The sequence below is a fragment of the Spirosoma aerophilum genome (genome assembly GCF_054782495.1).
The window spans coordinates 1,419,397-1,444,406 of sequence record NZ_BAAGSJ010000013.1 but is presented as its reverse complement, the minus strand read 5'-3'; the positions used below and the strand labels follow the sequence as shown (position 1 = coordinate 1,444,406).

At 51.1% G+C, this 25,010-nt stretch carries 20 protein-coding genes; 11 read left to right on the top strand and 9 right to left on the bottom strand.

Annotated elements, in window-relative coordinates; all coding sequences use genetic code 11:
* The first annotated feature begins 5 nt into the window (after nucleotides 1-5).
* Nucleotides 6-458 carry a GNAT family N-acetyltransferase gene (locus ACYVK4_RS17405; protein ID WP_461128794.1) on the top strand — a complete coding sequence of 151 codons (453 nt, stop codon included), beginning with the start codon at nucleotides 6-8 and terminating at the stop codon, nucleotides 456-458.
* The gene (locus ACYVK4_RS17400; protein WP_461128793.1) at nucleotides 455-2,575 is read left to right on the top strand and encodes a ComEC/Rec2 family competence protein; all 2,121 of its coding nucleotides are present in this window, start codon (nucleotides 455-457) and stop codon (nucleotides 2,573-2,575) included. Before ACYVK4_RS17405 ends, ACYVK4_RS17400 begins: the two co-directional genes overlap by 4 nt.
* Nucleotides 2,576-2,665: 90 nt before the next feature.
* Here ACYVK4_RS17400 and ACYVK4_RS17395 read toward each other — a convergent pair whose 3' ends face one another.
* Both ACYVK4_RS17395 and ACYVK4_RS17390 read right to left on the bottom strand, forming a co-directional pair.
* Nucleotides 2,666-4,111 carry a tetratricopeptide repeat protein gene (locus ACYVK4_RS17395; protein WP_461128792.1) on the bottom strand — a complete coding sequence of 482 codons (1,446 nt, stop codon included), beginning with the start codon at nucleotides 4,109-4,111 and terminating at the stop codon, nucleotides 2,666-2,668.
* Between the two features lie 163 nt (nucleotides 4,112-4,274).
* Nucleotides 4,275-4,796 (bottom strand): hypothetical protein, encoded by a 522-nt coding sequence (locus ACYVK4_RS17390; RefSeq protein WP_461128791.1) that lies wholly within the window; start codon nucleotides 4,794-4,796, stop codon nucleotides 4,275-4,277.
* Between the two features lie 145 nt (nucleotides 4,797-4,941).
* Between ACYVK4_RS17390 and ACYVK4_RS17385 the strand changes: the two genes are divergently transcribed.
* Together ACYVK4_RS17385 and ACYVK4_RS17380 are read left to right on the top strand one after the other, a co-directional pair.
* Nucleotides 4,942-5,598, top strand: coding sequence for a TetR/AcrR family transcriptional regulator (locus ACYVK4_RS17385; RefSeq protein WP_461128790.1), 657 nt, complete (start codon nucleotides 4,942-4,944; stop codon nucleotides 5,596-5,598).
* Between the two features lie 68 nt (nucleotides 5,599-5,666).
* On the top strand, nucleotides 5,667-6,992 hold the full coding sequence (locus ACYVK4_RS17380) for an ABC1 kinase family protein (RefSeq protein ID WP_461128789.1): 1,326 nt from the start codon (nucleotides 5,667-5,669) through the stop codon (nucleotides 6,990-6,992).
* A 105-nt stretch (nucleotides 6,993-7,097) separates the two neighbouring features.
* On the opposite strand, the gene ACYVK4_RS17375 is transcribed toward ACYVK4_RS17380, so the two are convergent.
* Nucleotides 7,098-8,120 (bottom strand): Gfo/Idh/MocA family protein, encoded by a 1,023-nt coding sequence (locus tag ACYVK4_RS17375; protein ID WP_461128788.1) that lies wholly within the window; start codon nucleotides 8,118-8,120, stop codon nucleotides 7,098-7,100.
* Between the two features lie 242 nt (nucleotides 8,121-8,362).
* Here ACYVK4_RS17375 and ACYVK4_RS17370 point away from each other — a divergent pair, with 242 nt between their 5' ends.
* From ACYVK4_RS17370 to ACYVK4_RS17360, 3 genes are read left to right on the top strand one after another with little or no spacing between them, the layout of a single operon-like run.
* Complete coding sequence (locus tag ACYVK4_RS17370) at nucleotides 8,363-8,899, top strand: deoxycytidylate deaminase (protein ID WP_461128787.1); 537 nt, start codon at nucleotides 8,363-8,365, stop codon at nucleotides 8,897-8,899.
* Nucleotides 8,896-9,516, top strand: coding sequence for an acyl carrier protein phosphodiesterase (locus ACYVK4_RS17365; protein WP_461128786.1), 621 nt, complete (start codon nucleotides 8,896-8,898; stop codon nucleotides 9,514-9,516). The genes ACYVK4_RS17370 and ACYVK4_RS17365 overlap by 4 nt, the downstream gene beginning before the upstream one ends.
* Nucleotides 9,513-9,962 (top strand): rhodanese-like domain-containing protein, encoded by a 450-nt coding sequence (locus ACYVK4_RS17360; RefSeq protein ID WP_461128785.1) that lies wholly within the window; start codon nucleotides 9,513-9,515, stop codon nucleotides 9,960-9,962. The genes ACYVK4_RS17365 and ACYVK4_RS17360 overlap by 4 nt, the downstream gene beginning before the upstream one ends.
* A 227-nt stretch (nucleotides 9,963-10,189) precedes the next feature.
* Here the strand turns inward: ACYVK4_RS17360 and ACYVK4_RS17355 are convergent, their stop codons facing one another.
* The 4 genes from ACYVK4_RS17355 to ACYVK4_RS17340 form a co-directional block, all read right to left on the bottom strand.
* Nucleotides 10,190-11,575, bottom strand: a complete 1,386-nt coding sequence (locus ACYVK4_RS17355; RefSeq protein ID WP_461128784.1) for an APC family permease — start codon at nucleotides 11,573-11,575, stop codon at nucleotides 10,190-10,192.
* An 89-nt stretch (nucleotides 11,576-11,664) separates the two neighbouring features.
* On the bottom strand, nucleotides 11,665-12,585 hold the full coding sequence (locus ACYVK4_RS17350; protein ID WP_461128783.1) for a heme-dependent oxidative N-demethylase family protein: 921 nt from the start codon (nucleotides 12,583-12,585) through the stop codon (nucleotides 11,665-11,667).
* A gap of 39 nt (nucleotides 12,586-12,624) precedes the next feature.
* Nucleotides 12,625-13,692, bottom strand: a complete 1,068-nt coding sequence (locus tag ACYVK4_RS17345) for a mandelate racemase/muconate lactonizing enzyme family protein (protein ID WP_461128782.1) — start codon at nucleotides 13,690-13,692, stop codon at nucleotides 12,625-12,627.
* Nucleotides 13,682-14,746 carry a DUF1611 domain-containing protein gene (locus tag ACYVK4_RS17340; protein ID WP_461128781.1) on the bottom strand — a complete coding sequence of 355 codons (1,065 nt, stop codon included), beginning with the start codon at nucleotides 14,744-14,746 and terminating at the stop codon, nucleotides 13,682-13,684. Before ACYVK4_RS17340 ends, ACYVK4_RS17345 begins: the two co-directional genes overlap by 11 nt.
* Nucleotides 14,747-14,983: 237 nt before the next feature.
* Here ACYVK4_RS17340 and ACYVK4_RS17335 point away from each other — a divergent pair, with 237 nt between their 5' ends.
* The 4 genes from ACYVK4_RS17335 to ACYVK4_RS17320 all read left to right on the top strand — a co-directional run bounded on the left by ACYVK4_RS17335 (nucleotide 14,984) and on the right by ACYVK4_RS17320 (nucleotide 21,879).
* The gene (locus ACYVK4_RS17335) at nucleotides 14,984-17,521 is read left to right on the top strand and encodes a serine hydrolase (RefSeq protein ID WP_461128780.1); all 2,538 of its coding nucleotides are present in this window, start codon (nucleotides 14,984-14,986) and stop codon (nucleotides 17,519-17,521) included.
* Between the two features lie 119 nt (nucleotides 17,522-17,640).
* A complete protein-coding gene (gene holA, locus ACYVK4_RS17330) occupies nucleotides 17,641-18,675 on the top strand; it encodes a DNA polymerase III subunit delta (RefSeq protein ID WP_461128779.1) in 1,035 nt (344 codons plus the stop codon).
* A gap of 206 nt (nucleotides 18,676-18,881) precedes the next feature.
* Complete coding sequence (locus ACYVK4_RS17325; RefSeq protein ID WP_461128778.1) at nucleotides 18,882-21,278, top strand: TonB-dependent receptor; 2,397 nt, start codon at nucleotides 18,882-18,884, stop codon at nucleotides 21,276-21,278.
* A 43-nt stretch (nucleotides 21,279-21,321) separates the two neighbouring features.
* On the top strand, nucleotides 21,322-21,879 hold the full coding sequence (locus tag ACYVK4_RS17320; protein WP_461128777.1) for a hypothetical protein: 558 nt from the start codon (nucleotides 21,322-21,324) through the stop codon (nucleotides 21,877-21,879).
* A gap of 63 nt (nucleotides 21,880-21,942) precedes the next feature.
* On the opposite strand, the gene ACYVK4_RS17315 is transcribed toward ACYVK4_RS17320, so the two are convergent.
* On the bottom strand, nucleotides 21,943-24,156 hold the full coding sequence (locus ACYVK4_RS17315) for a B12-binding domain-containing radical SAM protein (protein WP_461128776.1): 2,214 nt from the start codon (nucleotides 24,154-24,156) through the stop codon (nucleotides 21,943-21,945).
* A 119-nt stretch (nucleotides 24,157-24,275) separates the two neighbouring features.
* The gene (locus ACYVK4_RS17310) at nucleotides 24,276-24,872 is read right to left on the bottom strand and encodes a hypothetical protein (RefSeq protein WP_461128775.1); all 597 of its coding nucleotides are present in this window, start codon (nucleotides 24,870-24,872) and stop codon (nucleotides 24,276-24,278) included.
* Nucleotides 24,873-25,010: the final 138 nt, after the last annotated feature.

The window sequence follows — 25,010 nt, the reverse complement described above, 5'->3', positions numbered from 1 at the left end:
ACCATATGATTAACGTTTTACCCATTTCAAATCCTTCTGACCTGGAAACTGCCTTTGCCATCCGGCAGAAAGTATTTGTTGAAGAACAACATGTCGATGCGCGGGAGGAATATGATGAGTATGAGACTATTAGTACTCATTTTCTGGCTCGTGCCGATGGCACCCCCTGCGGCACCGCCCGCTGGCGACGTACCTCCAATGGGGTTAAGATGGAGCGTTTTGCTGTTCTGGCTGATTTTCGGGGAAAGGGCGTTGGAAAGGCTCTTGTACAGGCGGTGCTTGACGATATATTCGGCCAGCAGCCCGAACCCATCGAACGAATTTATCTTCATGCCCAGGTTACGGCGATGCCTTTATACGCCGGATTTGGCTTTGTTCCGGTAGGCCCGATGTTCGAGGAGGCCGGTATACAGCATTATAAAATGGTGTTGCCGGGATCTGCTTATGCCAAGGAATGAAAGGCAACCCGTTTGTTCGCTATACTGCCGCGCTGATTTCTGGTATCTGTCTGTACGGGTTGGCGCCTGATTGGCCACTGCTCCCACTAGCCGCCGGGTTAGTGGGAGTTGCTTTGTTTGCCCGGGGCATTTTTCAACATGCCGGAGAAGGTATAAAACCCATTCAGACAGCCTCCGGTATTGGCGGACTGCTGATACTGGTAGCTTTGGGATGGGTTCTCACGTATCAGCATACCGATCTTAACCGGTCCGACAACATTATTCATCTGGCTGATACGCTTCAGGCGTATGAGGGGGTAATCAGTTCGCAACCCGAGGAACGGGCTAAAACATTTCGGGTAGAGCTGAGCATTCGGCGGGGAAAGTGGCAGGATCAATGGCAACCGCTAAGCGGCCGTGTTATTGTTTATCTGGATAAGTCAGGACAATCCCTACGGCCCCGGTATGGTGAAGTTTGGCTGGTGAATGGATCGCCACGGCCCATTGATCCACCCTTGAATCCGGGGGAGTTTAACTACAAACGGTACCTCAGCTACCGTAATATTTATCACCAGCAATACCTGCGCCCGTTTGCCCGGACAGTTCTGTCGATTGAACCGCCCAACCAAATGACCAAACTGGCAACCACTGTAAATACCTGGGCCGACAGTGTGTTTACCCATCAGGTGGGAAGTCGTGCCGAATATGGCATTGTCAACGCCATGATTCTGGGGGTGCGGGATGATCTGGATGCTGACTTATACCGGGCCTATTCCGCTGCGGGGGCCGTACACGTGTTGTCTGTGTCGGGGCTACACGTCGGTATCCTGTTTACCGTCCTGACTTTTCTACTAAGCTTTCTCATTAAGCGGCCAAAGGGAAAGATCTTAATTGCAATCATTCAACTCATAATTTTGTGGTTTTATGCCTTGGTCACGGGTTTTTCACCACCTGTACTGCGGTCAGCCGCTATGTTCTCCCTGTTGATTGTAGCCAATGCATCGAGTCGGCAGCAGCAGTTGGCCAATACGCTGGGCGCTTCGGCCTTTTTTATCCTCTGCTTTGACCCTTACGCTTTATTCTCGGCGGGTTTTCAGTTGTCTTATCTGGCCGTGGCGGGTATTGGTGCCTGGCAGTCATCCCTGTATCAGGTGGTCACATTTCGCAATAAATGGATCAATAGACTTTGGGAGCTAACGGCGGTAGCCATCGTCGCGCAGTTGATCACGTTTCCCCTGGGTGTATTCTACTTTCACCAGTTTCCTACCTATTTTCTGCTGGCCAACCCGATTGTCATCGTGATGTCGCAGTTACTACTGCCGCTGGCTATGGCAACGCTGGCGTTTAGCTGGGTGCCTTATCTGAACGATGTGCTGGGCTGGCTGCTGCATAAAGCAGCCTTGTTTCTTAACTATGTCGTTATAGAGGTAGGGCAGTTCCCGGCGGCTGCCTGGGATGGGCTCTGGCTTTCACCCTGGGCGATGATGATGGTGTACGCCGTTATTTTTTTAGGGGTTACCCTGCTGTTGACGCGTCAGCGAATATACTTGTGGGCTACTTGTGGAATGTCTTTATTACTGGCAGTGGAAACGATCTGGAGTGATTTCCAGCAGGCTAGTCAACAACGGCTCGCCGTTCATTTTCTGCCGCACAAAACCGCTGTCAGTTTAACCGCCGGGCATCGGGCCATGTTGCTCACGGATCTTGACTCAACCGACACGCGTTCGTTTGATTTTTATCTGAAAAACACCTTCGGCCTCTGGGGGGTGTCGGAACTCAAAAAGATTAGCACAAACCCCATGGGCATAGCAATGGATTCACGTCATTCAATGCTAGCCTATTACCAGACACGCGAGTATATCTTGTGGGTCTGGCAGGGAAAATCGCTTTTGGTAGTCAATAAACTTGATGGCCGGAATCGCTGGCGGTTGCCCGCCGTTGTGGATTACCTCATTATTCGCCGAAACGCCCTCCAGGCGTGGAACCAACTGGAGGGCAGGGTAGTAGCCCGGCATATCATCTTCGACGATTCAAATAAAACTCCACTCACAGACAAGTTATTACTGGAGGCTAAAGGAAAGGGAATTGCCTGTTATTCCGTTCGGCAGATGGGGGCTTATGTGGCCGATTTACAGTGAGGTTGTTCATGATAACGACTTAATATACATAGTCTTACGGAGTAAAGGTAGGCAATCTGACTCCGTAACCCGGTGCATTTCATTGACTCTTTAGCGTGTATACAACGAACCCTTGGCAATAGTGGATTCATATTCGTAATTTATCGTCTCCAGAAACTTACCGGTGACCCAGCCAACATTGGCATTTCGGATAAATACGAACCGCTTTGGGGAAGCGGGGGTTGAGTAGGCCTTCATAATGGCTTCGAGCCACAAGGCCCCGGCAATGAGTTGTTTCTCATCGAACTGGTTCTGAAGGGTCGATACATCCTTTTCCGCCTGCGCCCGAATGCTGGCATTGGCAATGGTGCTCAAGCCGGGCCGGGTCAAATCGCGGTAATCGGTCAAGGCCAGGCGTTTGAACCGCTCGACATCATCCATCGTGACCGCTACAGCCGTTACACCCGCTTTCTCAGGATGCAGATACGTGACAAGTGCCCAAACAATGTCGCCCCCTACGCCAACGGTTTTTCGCTGTTGTAACCCTTTTTCTGTTGGGTTGAGTCGCCGGGAGAGTTCGTTCTCTGCCTCGGTTTTGATCACCCGCTGCGCTTCCCGTTTAAAAGCTTCCAGGTTTAGCGAGCGCTTGTTGTCGATCTGGCTGACGAGTGAGTTGAGGCCTGTTGGAATGTTGATCCCATGGAAGGTTTTGGTCATGGGACCGCCGTTCTGATCAAAATAACCGCCGAGCGTACTGGTATTGCCTATGTACAGGGCCGTTGTGGATGGCCATACTTTACGGGGTATTGCTCCAATCGTAAAAAGCTCGGCCTCCCGACCGGAAGTCATGGATGTGTCGATCCTAAGGTTGCTGTTCGGCAGCAATTGCGATAGCTGATCGTACAGTTTTCGGCGGTTCTGCGGATTTCTGGCCATCTCTTCCCGAACGTCGTTGCTGAGCACCACAAAAACACGCTCGTTGGGGATGTTATACTGTTGAATGGAGTCGAGGCAGACTTTTAGCGCATTCTGACTGGGTCTCAGCGAGCCGGATGCGTCGGCAAACAGCGTCATGGTTGGATTGGCAATGTCAACCGTCGATTTGATTTCCTTTTCGTAGAAATCTGTTTCGTACTTTGTTTTGAGGATAGCCAGCTTTATGGTCGAGCTACCGATCTGAATACCGGCATACAGGTTTTTGTTGGAGAGGTTGCGGACAATCTCATTGACACCCCAGGCACTGGCCACGTACTTGAGTTTGAGGTATTGGCTCCGGGCGGTCTCCAGGTATTGTAGAGCGGTTGTACTATCCCGTAAATCGCTGTAAGAGAGTCCCAGCACCTCGTTGGCAACGGCCTCCCAGTAGGGGTGGGTCGACTTTACGGCAGGCATCGCTCGTTTGAGCAACTTGATCGACTCGTCTGATTTCTCGACTTCCCGCAGTGTATTAGCCAGTTTTATGTACTGGATGGCCTGCGTTACATTCCGGGCGGGCTGGGCAATTGTGAGGGTCGACCAGCTAAGAATTAACAGGGGGATACAGAATAATCGTTTCATGAGCATAACGGGGTAGGGTTAGACGTCGCTTTGACAAGCCAATTCTTATAACTACCCTTACGTTATTACTCAATGCTTAGACTTATTCTTACGCAGAAAATTTAGTGAAAAACGGTTGACCTTATGGACGACCTATGGAAAGTGATTCCTAAACAGAGACGCCTTAATTAGAAGCCCGTGTCAGGGAATCTTTTTTGGGTGGAGCTGGCCGCCAGCCGCCAATTTCCTTTTGCATAGCTTCCTTTTTCGACTGATACAGCGTCCACTGTTCCGGCGTAAGGATGGTTTTTAGCTTTTCTTCCTTTTCCTCGTTAAACATGAGCATAACATCCTTGACCTGCTTTATGGCTTCGGGAGAAGGACGGCCACCGCCGGTGCCAATAATATCCTTAATGGCATCCTGTTGCTGACTGGCATACTCGTTGTTGAGCTGTTTGATCGACTTGAGTTGGTCCTTCGACAGGTCCAGGTTCTCCTTCAGCCATTTTGTTTCTTTCTGGGCCATGTCTCCGGCGATGTTTGGTACCGAAGCGCGGGGAGGGCTACTCGGCATATTCTGCCCCATGCCGCCCATTCTGCCTCCGTAGCCGCCACCACCGTATCCACCACCATAGCCATACTGGCCGAAACTATGGATACTGATTAGTAAGAAAAGACTACAAAAAAACATCTTTATGTTATACATGTCAGTTACAGTAAAATAGTTGTTTAAAAGGTTATGGCACGTTCAAATATTCAGGTACTACAATACAAAAATACAGGAAGTTATCGGGCTTTTACTTCTGAAAAACCACTAAACTTTTTTCATAAACCTGCCGTTGTCAATTTGTATGGAAATGCTCGAAAAAATCCGCAAAGCGTACACGGAGTACGTTCTCGAAAATGGTAAACAACCCACCTCCGTTTTTCAGTTTGCCAAGAAACTGAAAATTGCCGAGGCCGATTTCTACAACCACTACACGTCCTTCGATGCCATCGAAGCCGATATCTGGCTTGCGTTTTTCAATGATGCCAAAGCCACGGTCGAGTCAGACGACACGTATCAGGGGTATTCAGTACGGGAAAAGCTGCTGGCTTTTTATTACACCTGGATTGAGTTGCTAAAGGCACAGCGCAGCTTCGTCGTCTATAGCTTTGGTCGACTGAAGGCTGAAAGCCGGGGAAAGGGGTTAGGTGCTATGGCCCCGAAGACCCCAATTTTCAATTCATTTAAAGACGAGTTCTTTGACTTTGCCCGTGATCTTCTCGCCGAAGGCAGGGAGAGTAAAGAGGTTGAGCCTCGTCCGTTTATTACTGACCGTTATCCGAATGCCCTATGGGGCCAAACGCTCTATTTGCTGGATTTCTGGATTCGTGACGTAAGCAAGAACTTCGAGAAAACAGATTCGGCCATCGAGAAATCGGTCAATACTACCTTCGACCTCATTGGCCGTTCGCCATTGGATACGCTTTTTGATTTTGCCAAGTTCATGTACCAAAATAAATGAGTGAAAGAGCATTTTAGCGGCTTTTAACAGACCGCCCGTTCGCTTTTTCACGTTTTCACTCATCACAAATGAAGATCCAAACATCCGTTCCAACAGGGAAAGTTGCGCGTGCCAGCCAGTTCATGAAGGCCGGAGTAAAGGTTGGTGGAAATTACATAAAGCATTACAGCAAAAAGCTCCTTGACCCTTCTTTATCGAAAGAGGAGCTGCATAAGGATAATGCCGCCGATATATATGATGCACTGAGTGAACTGAAAGGGTCTGCCCTGAAGATGGCCCAAATGCTTAGTATGGACCGGGGACTGCTGCCGGTGGCTTATTCTGATAAGTTTACCATGGCTCAGTATTCGGCCCCCCCGCTGTCGGGCCCGCTGGTGGTTAAAACATTCAAAACCTACTTTGGCAAAACACCCACGCAGCTTTTCGATAAATTCACGATCGACGCTGTCAATGCGGCTAGCATTGGGCAGGTGCACCAGGCCTGGAAAGATGGTAAAAAGCTGGCCGTTAAGGTGCAGTATCCGGGTGTGGCCGATGCCGTCAGCTCTGATTTGAAAATCGCCAAACCGCTCGCGGTGCGACTGCTGAACCTGAATGAACGCGATATTGACCGTTATATGGGTGAAGTGGAATCCAAACTGCTGGAGGAAACGGATTATGAACTGGAGCTGAAGCGATCTATTGAGATTTCAGAAGCCTGCGCCCATATTCCGGGCCTGATTTTTCCAAAATACTACCCTGAATTCTCCTCGAAGCGTATTCTGACCATGGATTGGCTGGATGGTTTCCACCTGAAAGAGTTCATGAAAATGAATCCCTCACAGGCGGTGCGTGACCAGATCGGTCAGGCGTTATGGGACTTCTACGATTTTCAGATCCATACGCTCCGGCAGGTTCACGCCGATCCGCATCCGGGCAATTTCCTGATGCGGGCCGATGGCAGCATGGGCGTCATCGACTTTGGTTGTGTGAAAGTAATCCCGGATTTTTACTACGACAACTACTTCAAACTTGTCAATCCTGATACGCTGGAAGACCCCGTCTTAACGGAAGAAATCTTCGAGAATCTGGAGTTTATCACCGATGCTGATTCGCCGAAGGAGCGTAAGTTCTTCTCCGACCTGTTCATCGATATGACCCGGATGCTGGCTGAACCCTTCGCAGTTGATTCCTTTGATTTTGGAAACGATGACTATTTCAGCCGGGTGTATGCCTTTGCAGAAGGATTGACACAGGTGGAAGAATTGAAAAATTCCAAGGTAGCCCGCGGTTCGCAGGATGGCCTGTACGTAAATAGAACGTATTATGGACTCTATGCCATGCTCAACGAACTGAAAGCCCGGGTTGTGACAACCAAACCTGCCTGGCTGAAATCGGCCAAAGTGCTGGTGTAGCGGTTGATTTTAAAGACTACTTGATGCGTGGGTGACAACCTGTGGAGCAGAAGGCTAAAAGTTCGAGCGATAACCAGCCTTCTGCTTCATGAGTTGCTACCCACGTCACTTTTCTGCCGACTGGTAAATTCGTTCAACGATTTCCTGTAGAATAGCTCCCTGATCAGCGGTACAAACGTTGGAGTTTTTTCCCTGACACGCGTCCAGAAAAGCCGCCGTATTCTTTAGTTGAATATCCACTTCTTCCAGATAAGGAAACTGAATATCGGCCAGTTCGCCCGCCACTTCAGTGTGCAGGGTAAACGGAAACAGTTTGACCCCGCCTTTACTTCCGAATATTTCCAGATTCCGGTCTTTGTCGACCTGGGTGTTCAGGGCGAACGAAGCTGACAGCATGATAGACGCTTTGTTCGGAAAGGTGAGGTAAGCCATGGCCGCATCTTCTACGCCAAAGGTTTCGGGATTCCAGCTGCCCATTAACCCCTTGCCGCCTGCTTTACCGATGAAGTCATAGGTATTGCCAAGTACCTGATCGGGCGTTGGGTAGCCCAGAGCACATAAGGCCAGATCAAGGACATGAACGCCCAGATCCATCAGTGCCCCACCGCCCTGCATAGTCTTATCGGTAAAATAACCCCAACCGGGAATCCCCCGTCTACGAAGAAAATGCGCTTTGATGTGGTATATATCGCCCATAAGGCCATCCGTCTGGCAACGGGTCAGTAAGCTCCATTCGCTGGTTTGCCGAAGTTGAAAATTATACGCCAGGGTCAGGCCTTTGGCTGCGGCCAGATTGGCCATAGCGCTGGCGTTCTGGCCGGAAATGGCCGGGGGCTTCTCGCAGAAGACGTGGCAGCCCTGCTCCAGCGCTTCCATCGTTTGGGGGTAATGCAGGTTATTGGGTGTGCAGATGACTACCAGATCAGGTGAACACGTCTGGTACATGTCGCTGGTATTGTCAAAAGCGAGAGCTATTCCATGCTTATCAGCCAGGGCGCGGGCTTTGGTTTTTTCACGACCACAAACCGCTACTAATTCAACCTGGTCCGACAACTGCTTTAAGGCAGGAATATGGTTATTGTCGGCAATATTGCCCCCGCCAATAATGGCAGCTTTCAGTAAGGTCATAAGGAAGACGTTGTCAATTAGCCTATTTCGCTGCCAACTTACTCACTTCCCGGAGGAGACACAATGGCTTCTTCTGAAGAATATGAAAAGAGTAGTCTCAACGATCACTAGTGACGATGAATCCCTTTTGCTTCCTGAATGGGAAATGGTAAGCGAAGCACGAGGTAGAAACAAGCGGTTAGTTTGCCTGGCAAGTGTCAGTACACGTTCCATTTGGCCTGTTCAATCCGTATCTTTACAGCATGTTACGTACCACCGATACACCGCTCTCTCATACCAAACCGCGCTTCGACGATATTTATATGGACCTGGCCGTTAATCTGGCCAAACGGTCGCATTGCATCAAAGCGCAGGTGGGCGCCGTGTTGACCCGCGATACCCGCATCATTTCCATTGGGTATAATGGTCCTCCAGCCGGGACCCACAACTGCGATGAGGAATTCCCTGGAGTAGGTTGTCCCCGCGACTCCAAAGGGTCGTGCTCGCTGGCCTTACACGCCGAGCAAAATGCTATTCTGTACGCGGCTAAAAACGGCTCTGAAATTGAAGGCTCCACGATTTATGTGACACTGTCGCCCTGCATTGCCTGTGCCCGTATTATTTACAGCATGAAAATTGCCCGGGTCGTTTTCCTGCATTCGTATGCCGAGTATAAAGGGATTCCGTCCGACGAAGGCGTTGATTTTCTGCGCCGGTTCGGGGTGAATGTAGAGCGCTATATACCAACGGAGGGCGTAACGATTGAGTCGGAGCCACCTATTTCGAAAAAGGCGTCATGAATATTCTGGCGCATGGGTATTTGTCGGGTCCACGCACGTCGAACCAGTATACAGGTTTGCTGATCGGCAATTTTATTGGCGATTTCGTTAAAGGAGACCCCGCCAGTCCGCGCCATAATCTGTTAGCCGATGAGATCATCGGCGTTCGTATCCATCGCGAAATCGACTCGTTCACCGACGCGCATCCTGACGTTGCCGCCGTGCGCGATTTATTGCACCCGCGCTGCCATAAGTATGCCGGGGCTGCCGTCGATATTTTCTTCGACCATTTTCTCGCGGTCAACTTCCACCCGCTTACGGGTGAGTCGCTGACCGTTTTCGTGAACGATTTTTACCAGACATTACGGCAGAATTCAGTTCGTTTGCCAACCGGTGCGGCCCGAATGGCCGACTATATGATTCAGCAGGACTGGCTAACGAATTATCAGTTTACTGAAGGTGTCGATCGGTCGTTGAAAGGGGTTTCCCGACGAACGGCTTTCCCGTCGGGGCTCGATACTGCGATTGAGGATTTAGAGCGATATTACGAATTGATTGCAAGACATTTCACTTATTTTTGGCCCACCTTAGTGGATCACATCCAACAGGTACGTTCTACATTAACCCCGTTCTCATGAATCAGAAACGAATTATTTCATCACTTCTTGGCGTCGTTGTTGTGCTTTGTCTGGTGATGGCACAGGTCGGCTGGAATAAAGCCGAGCCCTGGCGCCCGGACCAGTTACTGGAACCGGCCGATCTTGCCGAAACCATCAACACGCCCAATGCGAAAAAGCCGCTCATCATCAGTATTGGACCCGCGGCCTCTATCAAGACATCGGTGGGCGTCGGGCCGGGCAGTGAAGCCGAAAACCTGGCTAAGCTCGAAAAATTGCTGAGTAAAGAACCAAAAAATCGGGAGATCGTCATTTACTGCGGTTGCTGTCCTTTCAAGAACTGCCCCAACGTCCGACCTGCCTTTACGAAACTAAATGAACTGGGTTTCAAGAACCACAAACTCCTGAACCTGGCTAAAAACCTTAAGACCGACTGGCTCGATAAAGGGTACCCGGCCATTGAGTAAAGCAAGTACAGTTTTTTATTGAAATGCCGACCGTTGATGCGTAAAACCGTCCCGGTCGGCATTTCTATGATATACCGTTCAGCTTTTCTACCACCCGTTTAGCAGGAGCAAAGCCGCCGGTCAGTCGAGGGGTAAGGCGCTCTACTTTATTCATCCTTGCTGGAAGGCTGGCCCGGCGGCTAAATGGAATGAGAGCAAGGAGCCCGGCAGTAAAAGCAACGTGCCGTTTAAAGCGTGTCTACAGCATCTTTTCGGTCCGCTTCACTGATGGGTGGCTTCGACTTCCAGTACCAGTAGAAGGGCAGCCCGGTGGCAATCAGACCAAGGCCCGTTAAGGCTTCGCGGGGTTGATTGATCAGCGTCATGGTGACGAGCAGCGTACAGCAAACCAGAAAAAACAGGGGTACAAGAGGATAACCAATAACCCGGTAAGGCCGTTCGAGATGGGGCTGCCTGATGCGCAGCAGGATGACACCCAGGGCCGTAGCTCCGTAAAAAATAAAGGAGGCAAACACCAGCATATCGGTCAACTGGTCGAAGCTGCCCGTCCAGACCAGCACGATCGACCAAAGTCCTTGTAGTAAAATTGCCACCGATGGTGTTTTGTAGGTTGGATGAATGACCGAAACGGATGTGAAGAACAGACCATCCCGCGCCATGGCAAAGAAAATCCGGGCTGGCATCAGGATAGAGGCATTGGTTGAATTGGAAGTGGTCACCAGGATCAATACCGAAATAAACAGGGCACCGCCCCAACCCGCAGCTTCACGCACGACTTCAACGGCGGCAATCTTAGAAGGTGTACCCGCTAACTGAGCCAGACTGTCGATGGGAAGTACATACAGGTATACGGTATTAAGCAGCACATAAATGGCAACGACGATACTGGTACCAACACCAAGAGCAATGGGTAGATTTCGTTGAGGGTTCTTTATCTCCTCGCCAATATAACCAATCTGATTCCAGCCTTCATACCCCCAGAAGGCACCGAGCGAAGCAACCACCAGCGAGCCCAGCAAACTGCCGTGGGCGTTGGTGGCGTGCTGTTGAACGGATTGGGTTAGATGGCTAAAGCTCCCCGACGCAGCCTGAAAGCCAAGAACGGCTATGATCAGCACGGCCACGAAGGTCAGGTAGATAAGAAAACGGCTAAGGCCCTCCGCAAACGATACACCCCGGTAATTGACTAAACTCAAAAAGATGATGAGCGAGCTGGCAATTAATTTGACAAGTAGCTCGGAAGACTCCCCCGGCACATCGATTAAAATGAGAAGCGATTGTGCAAAAACGAATGCCAGAGCGGCAATCGTGGCCGTTCGCATGACCGTAAACGCCCCCCAGCCGTAGAGAAAGGCAAATAACCGGCCATAAACTTTCTTAAAGTAAACATACTCACCCCCCGATTGCGGAAACATACCCGCCATCTCGGCATAGGTCAGGGCACCTGCCAGACTGACTACGCCAGCCATAATCCAGCAGGCCAGCACCAGCATGGGCGAACCTAATTCGGCCGCCATTGGAGCCACTTTTTTGAAAACGCCGGAACCGACGATACCACTAACGACTAATAAAATTGCGGAACGAAGGCCAAGTGAACGGGCTAGTTTTGTCATGTAGTCTTAGAAGAAGCTCGAAAAGTTACAGAAACATTTGGCTAGACCGATCACTGGCCAAATAATAGATGGTAAAAATATTCCCGGGCCTACTGGTTGTCCAGGTATTCAAGTAACGCCGGTAAGTAATCTGTCATACTTTTATAGGCAAGCATGGCCGGGGGTGTTGATTTAAGTACACTTGCCATTCGGCGGGCTGCGTCGGGGCGGGACTTTATTTCATCGGCCAGACGATTTTGGTAGGTATGCACGGTAAAAAGAATGGCCCCTGAGCGGGGGAGCCGGGTGAGGGTTTGCCGTTCGATCCGGATAAATAGCTTTTCTCCAACAGTTTCCTGGGTTAGATAAGGTAGCCGGTCGGCAAGCTGTTGCTTCAACGCCGGCAAATGCCGACTTGTCATGTCCAGCTGGTCGGACACTTTCACGCTCCAGTTCAGCCGCCACATTGGGCGGCCAACGGGTAAGCGTTCCATGAGATGGGTCGCTGCCCGAATCATGGGTTCAACAATGGGGACTATGGGGGCGTGTATCTGCCAGAAGGGGAGTCCCATTTTCTCGTCCAGACACCAGTCGTTTCCGAAACAGAGTTGCCCGGCGACCAATGCGGCCTGGTCGCCCGATAGCAAAATAAGATCTTCCTGCACCTGCCGACCGACCCAATCGAGCGGATCAGCAGGAAGGGTCGTGGCATCGCCGAAGGTGAAAACTGTTTCTTCATCCAGTATCCGGTTGCGCCAATGCCACCGATCATCTGACTGCCTGAGAGAAAACCGGTCGGGTAAGAAGCGGGCAAGGGTCGTTAAAATGGTGCTGACAACCTCCCATTGGGATACTTCATAGCCGGGTAGGGCCTTGTAATAATAATCGGGCAATTCAGTCAAGAGTTGCCGCTTCAAGTCGACTTCACGTTCGTAATGCTCGTCAACCTCGATAAGCGGATCGCTTTCAGACAGAAAAACGGTTCCCATCTTATCGTTGAATTGCTGACCGAACGGAAAATATGGAAGCATGCCTGAGTTGTATGAAGAAGGGTAGGTTAGTGGTTCGGATTATAAACGCGTTAGGCCCAGTCCACTGCCTTCGGTTGGGCGCATGAGACCATTTTCCAGAATGAAGCCACCCGCAACCACATCTTCGGCCAGGTCCAGACTACCATCCAGGTCGATGTAGCGGGTCGTTGAACTGGCGAAGGCGGCATGTAGCGCTGCCGCTATGCTGACCCGACTTTCGTCATTACAGCCCCAGAACAACGAAATCTGAGCGGTTCGAGCGATCGTCGCCATCTCGAGGGCCGCCCGGATGCCTCCGCTTTTCATCAGTTTGATATTAAAGATACCAAAGGCCTGTGGGTGCTGGCTCAGCATCAACGCCAGTTCAGGCCCTTTCAGCGATTCGTCGGCCGCCAGCAGCCGACGGGTGGAATCGGGCAAGGCCAGCAAGTCAGTCTCCTGTCCAACGGGCAACGGCTGTTCAATAAGCTCAACATGAGCCTTGCGGGTCAACTCAAGAAAGCGCTTTAGCTCCGCCAGCGAATACCCCTGGTTGGCATCAACCCGAATCGTCATTTTATCGCCAAATACCTCCCTCAGTTTACGGATTCGCTCGCTGTCCTCTTCCACATTGAGGCCCGTTTTGACTTTGAGTACGCGAAATCCCTGCCGGTAGTAATCATTGGCATCATGGAGCGTGTCGGCCACGTTCATGATGCCAATGGTTACGGAAGTGGGCAACGACTGAATTTTCTGTCCATAAAACTGCACGACCGGAATGCCCAGAAACTGACCAAAGGCGTCATGCAGCGCGATGTCCAATGCCGCCAGCGTGCCCGGTGCCTGCGCAAAATGCTGACGGGCCTCGTCGATGCAGGCAAAAAGATGGCGGATGTCCCGACCGACCAGGTTCGATACCCAGTCGCTCGTTAAATGCTGGTACGTCTGCTCCGGCGATTCGCCCACTACGTCGGGATCGGGGTTGGCGGCACCCAGGCCGATGATTCCGTTGTGAAGTTCGACTTCCAGAAAAACGTTTTCGACCTCGGAAGTCGTTTGGTAAGCAATGGTATATGGCCGGGTAAGGGCCAGGTTTTGGCGATATGCGCGAATGGACTTAATGCGCATGGGCCGAAGGAGTTAGCGATTGAATAACGGGTAAAATAGGAGCTACTCCTTCTTCCAGGGGCAGGAGAACAGGGATCCCAAGTTGTTCCGCATATTGTTTCTGAAAGGCGAACGCTTCCTCCCGGGTGCAGCCTTCTGTGTTCAGCGCCAGGGCTATAACGGTGGAGCCATAACAACGAATCAGGGCAATTTCAGAATCTACCGAAGGAATTTTCCCCCACGCCGGTAAGTGATCGTAGTACGTTCGTTTGGGGGCGTGTACCAGTACCACATGCCGGGCATTACCCGATACCAGAAACTCGGAGCCACAGGGACCACTCGGATTCCGGAGGGCTGCCTGTCCTTCAATCAGCAGCACATCGGCCCCGGTTTCGCGCCAGCAGGAAACCAGTGCATGCTCCAGCTCCCCCGAAACAAAATCATTCAGTGTCGAATCGAAGATGAACCCATATTTGACCCCCTGCAACCAGCCGGTCTGACCCGTATAGATCATCTGGGCGTTCAGCTGAATATGTTCGCAGGCTTCACGGATAAGCCGCGTCGTTGTTCGTTTACCCAAGGCGCAGTCAGTACCGATTATCGCGATAATCGGGGCAGATATCTCATTGATCTCGCCCGTCCAGAAATGCAGTTCCTGACGCGATTTTGGTCGTCGAACATCAATTAACTGGCCACCATATTGTTTGGAAAGGGACACAAGCTCGGGTTTGTCGGTCAGGAACTCATGTAAGCCGTTCACCACCGACAGGCCATTTTGAAGGCATAATTTAATGTCGGCAAGCATGTTGGCAGGCAGAACACCTCCGTTAGTCGCTACGGCGACAATCGCGTAGGAGATAGGGTCTACTTCTGCCAGTATATCGGCAACCGTTCCAAATATGGGAATGTTCCGGGGTTGTCCGTCAAGGAGAGTCCCCGCGTCCTGTCCGGCCGTGGGTGCATCAACTACCCCGACGATCGTGTAGCGGTCGGTGCCTCGTATAAGACCATGAGCCGTTTTGGCATCGGTTGTCGTCAATAATCCATCGGTGAGCAGAATGGCTCTGTTATTCATGTTGAGAGTACACTTAATTGTGCGTTAAAAGTATATTTTTATCCGTATAATTGAGGTGTTTACCAAAGATTATGTGAGCATATTTAAAATATGACTGGTAATATTTGGGTGTTCAGGCTGCTGTTTTCAGCCGTATTCACGATGAAGTTATTGATTACGAAGGGTAAGTTCGTTAACACATTCACTGATACCATCCCTAGCGTCATCGCTACTTATTTGTAAAACCACCGTTCCTCTATGCGTCAACTTTTCCTGTTCTTTCTGCTTATTGGTCTGATAAGCTACTTACCCATTCGGGCCCAAACCCGTATCCAGCCCCTGGGAACGCGGCTAAAAACACTTGATTCAACGCTGACCCGGCTTCATGAACGTGCCCTGTTCAATGGGGTGGTGCTGGTTGCCGAAAATGGAACGGTGCGATACAGAAAAGCTTTTGGCACGGCCAATATCAGGACAAACGAGCCACTCAGTACGAGTTCAGCCTTTAACCTGGCGTCTATTTCCAAGCAGTTCATGGCTACAATGATCATGCAGTTAAAAGAGCAGGGGAAGATGCAGTATGACGTTCCGGTCAGAAGCTACCTGCCCACCTTTCCCTACGATACCATTACAGTAAGGCATTTGCTGACGCATACCTCGGGCCTCCCTGAGTATATCGAGCTGGCACAGCAATACACCGGGCCGCTGGATACGCTGACCAATGCGGGCATGCTGAAACTGTTCATCGAACACAAACCACCGCTTCTGTTCAGACCGGGTACCCGCTGGGAATACAATAATACGGGCTATGTACTGTTAGGCTCGATCATTTCCAGTCTCTCGGGCATGTCGGTCGAGCAGTTTTTTGAGCAGCAGATCGTGAAGCCGCTTAAGTTAAAGAATACCTACGCGTATTATCTCAACAGCACCACAACGCCCAGAAATCGGGTATTTGGGTTCGAGCGGGCGGATGGACGAAGCGTATCCAACGACCTGATCCGGGTCGATGGGGTCATTGGAGATGGTAATATCTATTCGTCAGTGGACGACCTGCTGATCTGGGAGCAGGCCTTGCATGGGGGAAAGCTTGTCAAACCAGCTACTTTTCGGGAGGCTGTCACACCGGTAACGCTTAACGACAAAAGTGCCTACCCCTACGGCTTTGGCTGGTTTATCGAAGACGGCGGTAAGGTTTTGGCGCATACCGGAAGCTGGGTGGGGTTTTTGAATGTGGTCGTTTACGACACCGAAAAAAAGGAAACCCTGATCGTTTTAAGCAACGGGAGTGATGGATCGGCTCGCCGAATCGCTCGTGAGATCATATCCGGTAAGACGCCAGTGGTCCCGCAAACTAAACTCATCACCAACATTCGACTCGTCGATGGAACGGGCGTCGCAGCCCGAAAAGCGGCTGTCCGGATTCAGGATGGAAAAATCCGGGAGATTGGCGACCTGACGCCTTTTGCCAACGAAGCGGTGACGGACGGACGTGGTCTGGTGCTGGCTCCCGGTTTTATTGACAGTCATAGCCATCATGTGTCCGGGTTGAGCGAACAGCCCGACGCAATGGCCCTGGTCAATCAGGGTATAACCACGATTGTATCGGGACAGGACGGCGGCAGTTATGCGATGGACACGTTGCAGGCCATGTTGAAACGCCAACCCGTGGCCGTGAACATCGCCACCTACACCGGTCAGGCAACGCTCCGGCAACAGGTGATGGGCGCGAATGGGCTTTACCGAACAGCAAAGCCTGAGGAAGTAAACCGGATGAAAGCCATTTTACGAACCGAATTAGGGAAGGGTTCACTTGGGTTATCGACCGGGCTGGAATACGAATCGGCTTTTTTCTCCAGTCGCGACGAGGTAATCCAGCTGGCGCAGGTGGCCGCCGATTCGGGTGGCCGCTACATGAGTCATATCCGAAGTGAAGATATCTCCCTGGACGATGCCGTGGATGAGATCATTCAGATTGGCCGGATCACTAAAATGCCGGTGCTGATCTCGCACCTTAAAATTGCGCTGCGGGAAAAATGGGGGCAGTCGGCCAACTTGCTTGCGCGGTTGGACAAAGCCCGCGCCGAGGGTATAAATATTACTGCCGATTGCTACCCCTATGATTACTGGAATTCGACACTTCGGGTGCTGTTTCCCAAACGGGACTACACGAACCTGACCAGTGCCGAGTTTGCCACCAGTCAGCTCTTCGATCCCGCCAAATCGGTGCTGGTTCGGTATGCTGCCAACCCGGTTTATGCGGGTAAGACTGTTGGCGAGGTGGCGGCATTACGCCGGGAGAAACCAGCGCAGACACTCATGGGTTTGGTGGCCGAAGCCGCAGAATACTCCCGAAAGAATCCTGAAGCCGAGGGGGTAGAAGCCATCATGGGAAAGTCGATGGACGAACCGGACGTCGCGAATTTTCTGAACTGGCCACACACGAATATCTGCTCCGACGGTGCCAATGGGGGGCACCCGCGCGGGTATGGGGCCTTTACGCGGGTACTGGGACGCTACGTGCACGATCAGAAAATTATGCTGTTGGAAACCGCCGTCCAAAAGATGACCAGCCTGACCGCCGAGCATCTGGGCCTTCGGAATCGGGGATTGATTGCCCCCGGCTACGTTGCCGATCTGGTGTTGTTTAACCCTGAAACGGTACATGACAACGCCCGCATTGGCGATAATAAAGCCCTCTCATCGGGCATCGAATCCGTTTGGGTGGCCGGGCAGCTAGTTTATCAGGGACAGAAGGCAACGGGTGCACATCCCGGCGTATTAATTCGTCGGAAGTGAACGCCGATCGTTATTTTTGTACGTGCCAGCTTCAGCATTACGGATTATTTCTGTTTATGATCGGAAACCGGAATAAGAAGTGAGAAGCCTTGAATGCGAAAGTTTAACCAGTTTTTGTTTTGATTCCAGCCGTTGACGCCTTATTAAAAGACATCCGTAACAAACGGATTGCGCCTGTTTACCTGATACATGGCGATGAACCCTATTACCTCGACCGCATTGCCGAAGAGTTGGAAAAGGTTGCCGTTCCGGTAGCTGAGCGTGGGTTTAACCAGTTTGTGCTCTTCGGGAAAGATACTGATGCCGGTGCCGTACTCAACTATGCCCGGCGTTACCCCTTCATGGCCGAACGGCAGCTGGTACTCGTCAAAGAAGCCCAGCAGATGAACGGTATCAACGATAAGTCGGCACAGACCCTATTCGAAGACTATGCGCTGAATCCGTTGCCAAGTACCATTCTGATGCTTTGCTACGTAAAAGAAGATGGAAAACCGGGACTCGACGAGCGGAAGGCCTGGGTGAAAGCCTTCGGTTCGAAAGGGAAACTATTAGGCGTCAAGAAGTTATACGACAATAAAATTCCTGATTGGGTAGGGGAGTACTGCCGCGAACAGGGGGCCAAAGTAAGTCCTAAAGCTTGTCAGCTTCTGGCTGACCACATCGGAAACGATCTGAAACGATTGGCCAGTGAGATCGACAAAATTCTGATCAACCTGCATGTTGGTGAAGAGATTTCGGCCGCAACTGTCGAGCGGCTGGTTGGCATCAGCAAAGAATACAACGTTTTTGAACTCCAGAAAGCCCTTGTCCAGCGCGATGTGGTGAAAGCAAATCAGATCGTCGATTACTTCGGTCGTAATCCCAAAGACAACCCTCTGGTGGTCATTCTGGCGCAGTTGTTCGGGTACTTTAGCAAAGTTATTCTTGTACAGGCATCAAAAGACCAGACCGACAAAGGACTTGCCCCTTTGTTGGGTGTCAATCCCTACTTCGTTAAAGACTACCTCACGGCCGCCCGGACGTTTCCACTCCCCAAAGTCGCAAGTATTATTAACGCCATCCGCCGGGCCGATGCCCGAAGCAAAGGCATCGATGCGCCCACCCTGAACGAAAGCGATATATTGCGTGATCTGGTATTTGAAGTGCTTCACTAGCTTTCAATTCATGGATTATTCTGTTAGCCTCTTTCAGTATCCTACTCGTAAAATCAAAAAAGCCGCCCTGATCCTGGGGCGGCTTTTTTGATTTTATACTGATAAAAATGCCGTCTATTAGGTACTATCATCCGTTTTGTCTAATATTGCAACATTGTTGCATAAATGATGTTTGTAAAAAAGTGCCGGTGAGAGACGTTTGGTCAATGAGTCAAATCAGGAAGATAGGTTTCGTTGTTGGTTTGTGGCTATCGGCGGTTTCGTGGGGGCTTGCTCAATCAGACTCCTGCATAACGGTAGTGAAGGGGCGAATTCTGGGGCAGGATACCCGGGAAGCTCTGCCGGGCGCAACCGTCTACGTCCGTGAGCTAAAGGCCGGTGCCGTAGCCGATTCGATCGGTAACGTTCAAATTAACCAATTGTGCGCGGGCAGCTACACCCTCGACTTTCAGTTTGTGGGGTATAAATCGATTACCCGCTCGATTGTAGTCGATCAGCAACCCGTCGTAACAATCGACCCTATTCAACTGGTGCCTGATAACCAGACCTTGCAGGAGGTTGTTGTGACAGAGCACCGTTCCGAAGCCCAGCAGTTGCTTCAGACACAGGTCAGTCTATCCGGGGCGGCTCTCGACCAAACGAGGGGGCAGTCGCTGGGCGAAAGTTTGAAGACGCTGGCCGGACTTTACTCGATCCAGACGGGGCCCAGTATTTCGAAGCCAGTCATTCATGGTCTCTATAGTAATCGCATTATCATTCTGAATAACGGCATTCGTCAGGAAGATCAGCAATGGGGGGCAGAACACGCTCCGCAAGTCGACCAGTTTCTGGCATCGCGCTTGACTGTCATAAAAGGAGCTGCCAGTATCCGATACGGCTCCGATGCCATTGGGGGTGTTATCCTGGTTGAACCCAAAGCCATGCCGACACAGCCCGGTATCGACGGCGAAGTCAACCTGGTTGGGGCTACCAATGGAAGAATGGGAGTTGTTTCGGGTTTGGTTGAAGGGGCGTTTGACCGGAAATTAACCGGTCTCAGCTGGCGGTTACAGGGTACCGTAAAACGGTCTGGCTATGTCAAAACGCCCAATTATTACCTGGAAAACACCAGCTACCATGAGACCAACTTCTCGGGCGATTTGCATTACGACCACAAGAATTTCGGGGTAGAGTTATTTTATAGTCAGTTCGATACGAAAGTGGGCCTGTTTACCGGGGCACAGGTGGGGAGTTTGGCGGATTTATACGCGGCTATTACCCGTCCTGAACCAATCACTCAACCTGGCTTTTCCTACGCCCTGAACCGGCCCTATCAAAACGTTCGGCATGATCTGTTCAAAGCACGGGCGCATCTGCATCTGCATGGGGGTGGCACGTTGACGGCAACGTTCGCCCGCCAGCAAAATACCCGGCAGGAGTTCGATTTTGTTTCGTTCAGCGGTATCACAACGCCCGAGCTATCCCTAAAATTAGTGTCTCACACGGCGGATCTGGTTTGGGAACACGCACCTGTCAAAAGTAAAACGGGCGGGCAATGGTCGGGAAGTGCGGGGGTCAACGGAATGACGCAGGGAAATGTACGGCAGTACCTGTTCCTGATTCCCAACTTCCGAAATTATGGTGCAGGCCTATTCGCTATCGAACGATACGCCGTTGGCGCCCTGACGCTGGAGGGCGGTCTTCGGTATGATTATCGCTGGTTGAGGGCCTACTTTCTGGATGAAGTTACGAGACAGACCAGTTTTAAAACCAATGTCTGGCAAAATGCCAATGGTTCGCTGGGAGCGGCATATCAGCTAAAGCCGAATCTGACAGTAACGGCTAACCTGAGCACGGCCTGGCGGGCCCCCAATGTGGCCGACCTGTACTCGAACGGGCTGCACCAGAGTGCGGTCGCCTACGAACGGGGTAACCCCAATTTAAAGCCGGAGCAAGCCTATAACAGTAATGTGGTGCTGGCCTATGCCGGAAAACGGTTGAGTGGCGAGATTGGCATATATAATAACCGCATTGATAATTATATCTACCTCAAGCCGGATTCTGTCCCCGTTGTCAGGCAGCGGGGGGCGTTTCCGTCTTACACCTACACACAGGTGCGGGCAACATTTCGGGGCATCGACGCATCCGTTGATTACAAATTGACGGATAAACTTACGCTGACATCGAAGAACTCGTTGCTGTTTGCCTATAATCAAACCGATAACGACTATCTGGTCTTTATTCCGGCCAATCGTTCAGACAACAGCCTGCGGTACGAATGGTCGGAGTGGGGCCGGTTGTCGAAGCCGTATGTGGCCGTGAGCGGATTGTACGTTTCAAGGCAAAATCGCGCTCCTTCTGTGACAACCCGGCAGGAAAATGGACAACTGATTTTTACCGGCGATTTTGCCCCGCCACCACCCGCCTATTTCCTGCTGGGTGCTGAAGTTGGGTTTCAGGCACGGCTGGGGGCTCAGCCCCTCAGCGTTATTCTGAGTGGTACAAATCTGGCCAACGTAGCCTACCGCGATTACCTGAACCGATTTCGCTATTTCGCCGATGAGCCCGGGCGTAACCTTATGCTTAAGATTAGAATGCCTTTCACGCTGGCTAAACGTCATTAATAGCTTTATCAACAACCTGTTTACCTGTTAACTCTCAAATTCTATGCATTACACAAAGAAGCCTTTATTCGTATTTTGTCTGATTGCCCTGCTGGCAGGCGCCTGTAAGAAAGAGGAGGAAAATGTGGCCCCTACGGATGATAATGAGGCCATTACAACGGCGACGCTCACGTTAAGGAATACAGCAACGCCTTCAGAAGTTGTCACTGCCACCATTGACAACCTCAATACTACCGCTGATTTTAGCAAGGCCACTCTGGCGTTAAAAGCCAATACAACCTATACGGGAGCGATTACGCTGCTTGATAAAACGAAGACGCCCACGCTGGATGCTACGGAAGAAATCCGGGAAAAAAACAACGAACACCTCTTTGTTTATACACCGAGCACAGGCCTGGCCCTGACTATATCGCTGACGGATAAGGATACGAATCCCGCCCCCGGCCCTTATCCGGTTGGACTGGCTACCGAAATGAAAACGGGTGCTGCCGGAAGTGGTAAGTTGAAAGTAGTACTTCGGCACCAGCCTAATGTTAAAAATGGCACCCCTGCGCCGGGGACTACGGATCTGGATGTTGACTTCAACGTGCAAATTCAGTAAACCAATAGGGTAATTGTGTAGGGCAAGGCCGAATCTTAATTTCGGTTGAGATAAGGGGTTACCCTACACAATCAATAGCCCATGCTCCCGAAGTTGAGTCCAGGTGGTAGACTGCATGAACGCGTCGAAACGACCAAGTCCACTGGACTCGTAATCGGCTTTTAACCGGGCCAGGGAGGTCGGCTCCTGGTCTTTCCGTTGCAGGTCGGCGAGCGATGACATGATCCAGTGACCTACAGGGACAGGGGCTTCCAGGAGCCATTGTCCCTGTTTGCTGTAAAACTCAAGCTCGGCCATTTCCACCACTTTAGGCCCTTTCTGCAACTCGAACACCTCGATAGTCGGCAAGTTGCCCAGCCAGATCACAAGAGCATTGCCCCGGGATTCGGCATCAGGATGCTGGCTGATTGCTTTTTCAATGTACCGGGGTGGGATGGTGGTGACTGGTATCTTGAACGTGAACCAGGATTGTAGGGGTAAGTCGAATCCTACGTCGTGCATGAAGTTGAATAACGATTTTCGCAGTCCTTCGGCAAACAGATCATGATCCGCCCCGGTAGGGTCCAGATGGTCCAGGTCGTTATCGGCAAAAAGCGGCCTGGTATTCTCCCCACCAGTAGGGTCGATCCGCATGACGTCAAAGCCCGCCGGATCAACGCCAACCGGGCTGTGGGCCGTCATGGCAAACCGATGCCAGAAACCGGACTGAACCACACCATTCATGAATAACTGACGCACCATTTCCAGCGAGTCGACAGTCTCCTGCATCGTTTGGGTTGGAAAACCATACATCAGGTATGCGTGTACCATAATGCCCGCCTGCGTAAACGCGTCTGCCACACGGGCAACCTGCGCAACGGTAACTCCTTTCTTCATGCGTTCCAGAAGTCGGTCGGAGGCTACTTCCAGCCCTCCCGATACGGCAATACAGCCCGAGGCTTTCAATAAGGTGCACAAGTCGGGGGTGAAGCGAACTTCAAACCGAATATTGGTCCACCAGGTGATCGTAATTTTTCGTCGGATAATTTCGATGGCCAGGTCGCGCATCAACGCCGGTGGGGCGGCTTCATCCACAAAGTGAAAACCCGTCTGGCCGGTTTGCTCAATGATTTCCTCGATACGATCGCACAAAAGCGAGGCCGTAACGGGTTCATACCGTTTTATGTAATCCAGCGTCACATCGCAGAATGAACACTTACCCCAATAGCAACCGTGGGCCAGTGTCAGTTTATTCCAGCGTCCATCACTCCAGAGCCGATGCATTGGGTTGACAACCTCGATAACGGACAGGTAGTCGTGCAGCAGGAGATCACGGTAGTTTGGCGTTCCTGTTTCGCGCTGAGGTACATCTTTTTCCGGGGCACCATTGTAATACGTAGCGACGCCATTGATTCTTGTAAAGACCCGCTTTAACTGACTGATATCCCGTTGGCCGTTCAGGTGTTCCAGCAGGGTAATGAGTGGAGCTTCACCATCATCGAGACAGATGTAATCGACATAGTCAAAAACCCGAGGTTCCTGTAACGAGCGTAATTCCGTATTGGCATAACCGCCACCCATAATAATTTTAATATTGGGGTGGTGATTTTTCAGGTAATGCCCGCAGGTGAGGGCACCGTATAAATTACCGGGGAACGGCACCGTCAGGCAGACAACGTCGGGTTGCCACGTCTGAATTTTCTGCTCCAGCAAGTCGACTAATATGGAGGAAATACGGGTATAAGGTGCTTGTAAGGCTTCATGCAGCTCATCGAAGTGAGTGGCTGAGCGACCCAGACGTTCGGCGTATCGACTGAAGCCGAAGTGAGGGTCCACGGCTTCCTGGATCAGGTCGCTGAGGTCTTCAAGGTACAGGGTGGCCAGATGGCGGGCCTTGTCGTGAATGCCCATCGTACCAAATGCCCAGTCCAGTTCTTCCAACTGGGCAAACCGTGAGGCCTCAGGCAGATAGGTTCGATCACAGATGCTGTGCGCCAGCGTCGGGTTTTTGTTTTGCAGAAACCGAATGACAGGGCCAATTGTGCTGATGTAGTCGTTCTGTAGTTGACAAATGCGGTAACTATTGTCGGATAGTTCGGCATCGGCAGCCTCCAGTTCATCAAACATAGCGGCCAGCCCTTTCGCCGAAAACAGGTTCAGAATAACCTCAATTCCCAGATCTGCCTGATAGGAAGTAACCTCCTTTGTTTGAAGAAACCCCTTCAGATAAGCCGTTGCCGGATAGGGGGTATTCAGCTGGGTAAAGGGCGGGGTAATGAGTAATAAGGTCTGATCCACGGGCGTATACATTCATGGATAAGGCCTGTACTCATCCTGAGAGGAAATAACCTTTCGGTTCCGGCAATGGTTCGGTCGGGTGGGCAGCCGTTATGGGTTACTGGAAAAGAAATAGCCTATCAGTGATTCCACGATAAATCGGCCGTGCTGAACTCGATCGTTCGGCGCCCTTGAGCGTAGAACTCTATGTCGATGGCCATTTTCTGAGCCCCCTTCATCTGAGAGACCAATGTCGCTTCGTTATCGAAAAAAATGATGTTCGCCCGGCCGTTTTCAGCGGCAGAAAATGAATAGTTTTTGGCCGGTTTCCTGTCAAACGCAATGCGGGCCGTACCGCCCTGAAACGTTCGGTTAAATTGCCCTCTGGATACTTCCAGATAAAGATATGTCAGGTCATTTTTGTGCCGTAATGTCAACGTGGCGGAAGAACCACCCTCGTATGGAAACCGAAAATTCAGCACATTCAATGAGGTGTTCGATGCCTTGTAGACCGTGCTTCCGGTCTTGTCGACCCGTTTCTCATAGAGCCACTTACCGGCAGAGGGCGGCAGCGTGTAAGACGCTGTGGGTTTTTTGGAAGATGCCTGTTGTGGCTGTTGGGATTGTTCGCTATTGTTGACCAGCGTCAGATGAGCATCAGGTAGGCTAGTCAACTTCCCGTTCACCAGATTATAGCCGAATGATAGCAGCGATAGTACGTAAAGAATATTCTTCATGTTGGAAGCGGGCTGCTCAGCTCGTCAAATGGCTGAAAATCTGGTTGTATTTAGTAAATAACGTGAATAATGGGTTGGCTCAATCAAAATTCGATCTATTAGCTGTACGTATAAGCTGAATTTTGATTGAGCCAACCC

Coding starts and splice junctions, on each gene's coding strand:
- ACYVK4_RS17405 (WP_461128794.1), top strand. CDS start 6: ATGATTAACGTTTTACCCATTTCAAATCCTTCTGACCTGGAAACTGCC.
- ACYVK4_RS17400 (WP_461128793.1), top strand. CDS start 455: ATGAAAGGCAACCCGTTTGTTCGCTATACTGCCGCGCTGATTTCTGGT.
- ACYVK4_RS17395 (WP_461128792.1), bottom strand. CDS start 4,111: ATGAAACGATTATTCTGTATCCCCCTGTTAATTCTTAGCTGGTCGACC.
- ACYVK4_RS17390 (WP_461128791.1), bottom strand. CDS start 4,796: ATGTATAACATAAAGATGTTTTTTTGTAGTCTTTTCTTACTAATCAGT.
- ACYVK4_RS17385 (WP_461128790.1), top strand. CDS start 4,942: ATGGAAATGCTCGAAAAAATCCGCAAAGCGTACACGGAGTACGTTCTC.
- ACYVK4_RS17380 (WP_461128789.1), top strand. CDS start 5,667: ATGAAGATCCAAACATCCGTTCCAACAGGGAAAGTTGCGCGTGCCAGC.
- ACYVK4_RS17375 (WP_461128788.1), bottom strand. CDS start 8,120: ATGACCTTACTGAAAGCTGCCATTATTGGCGGGGGCAATATTGCCGAC.
- ACYVK4_RS17370 (WP_461128787.1), top strand. CDS start 8,363: ATGTTACGTACCACCGATACACCGCTCTCTCATACCAAACCGCGCTTC.
- ACYVK4_RS17365 (WP_461128786.1), top strand. CDS start 8,896: ATGAATATTCTGGCGCATGGGTATTTGTCGGGTCCACGCACGTCGAAC.
- ACYVK4_RS17360 (WP_461128785.1), top strand. CDS start 9,513: ATGAATCAGAAACGAATTATTTCATCACTTCTTGGCGTCGTTGTTGTG.
- ACYVK4_RS17355 (WP_461128784.1), bottom strand. CDS start 11,575: ATGACAAAACTAGCCCGTTCACTTGGCCTTCGTTCCGCAATTTTATTA.
- ACYVK4_RS17350 (WP_461128783.1), bottom strand. CDS start 12,585: ATGCTTCCATATTTTCCGTTCGGTCAGCAATTCAACGATAAGATGGGA.
- ACYVK4_RS17345 (WP_461128782.1), bottom strand. CDS start 13,692: ATGCGCATTAAGTCCATTCGCGCATATCGCCAAAACCTGGCCCTTACC.
- ACYVK4_RS17340 (WP_461128781.1), bottom strand. CDS start 14,746: ATGAATAACAGAGCCATTCTGCTCACCGATGGATTATTGACGACAACC.
- ACYVK4_RS17335 (WP_461128780.1), top strand. CDS start 14,984: ATGCGTCAACTTTTCCTGTTCTTTCTGCTTATTGGTCTGATAAGCTAC.
- ACYVK4_RS17325 (WP_461128778.1), top strand. CDS start 18,882: ATGAGTCAAATCAGGAAGATAGGTTTCGTTGTTGGTTTGTGGCTATCG.
- ACYVK4_RS17320 (WP_461128777.1), top strand. CDS start 21,322: ATGCATTACACAAAGAAGCCTTTATTCGTATTTTGTCTGATTGCCCTG.
- ACYVK4_RS17310 (WP_461128775.1), bottom strand. CDS start 24,872: ATGAAGAATATTCTTTACGTACTATCGCTGCTATCATTCGGCTATAAT.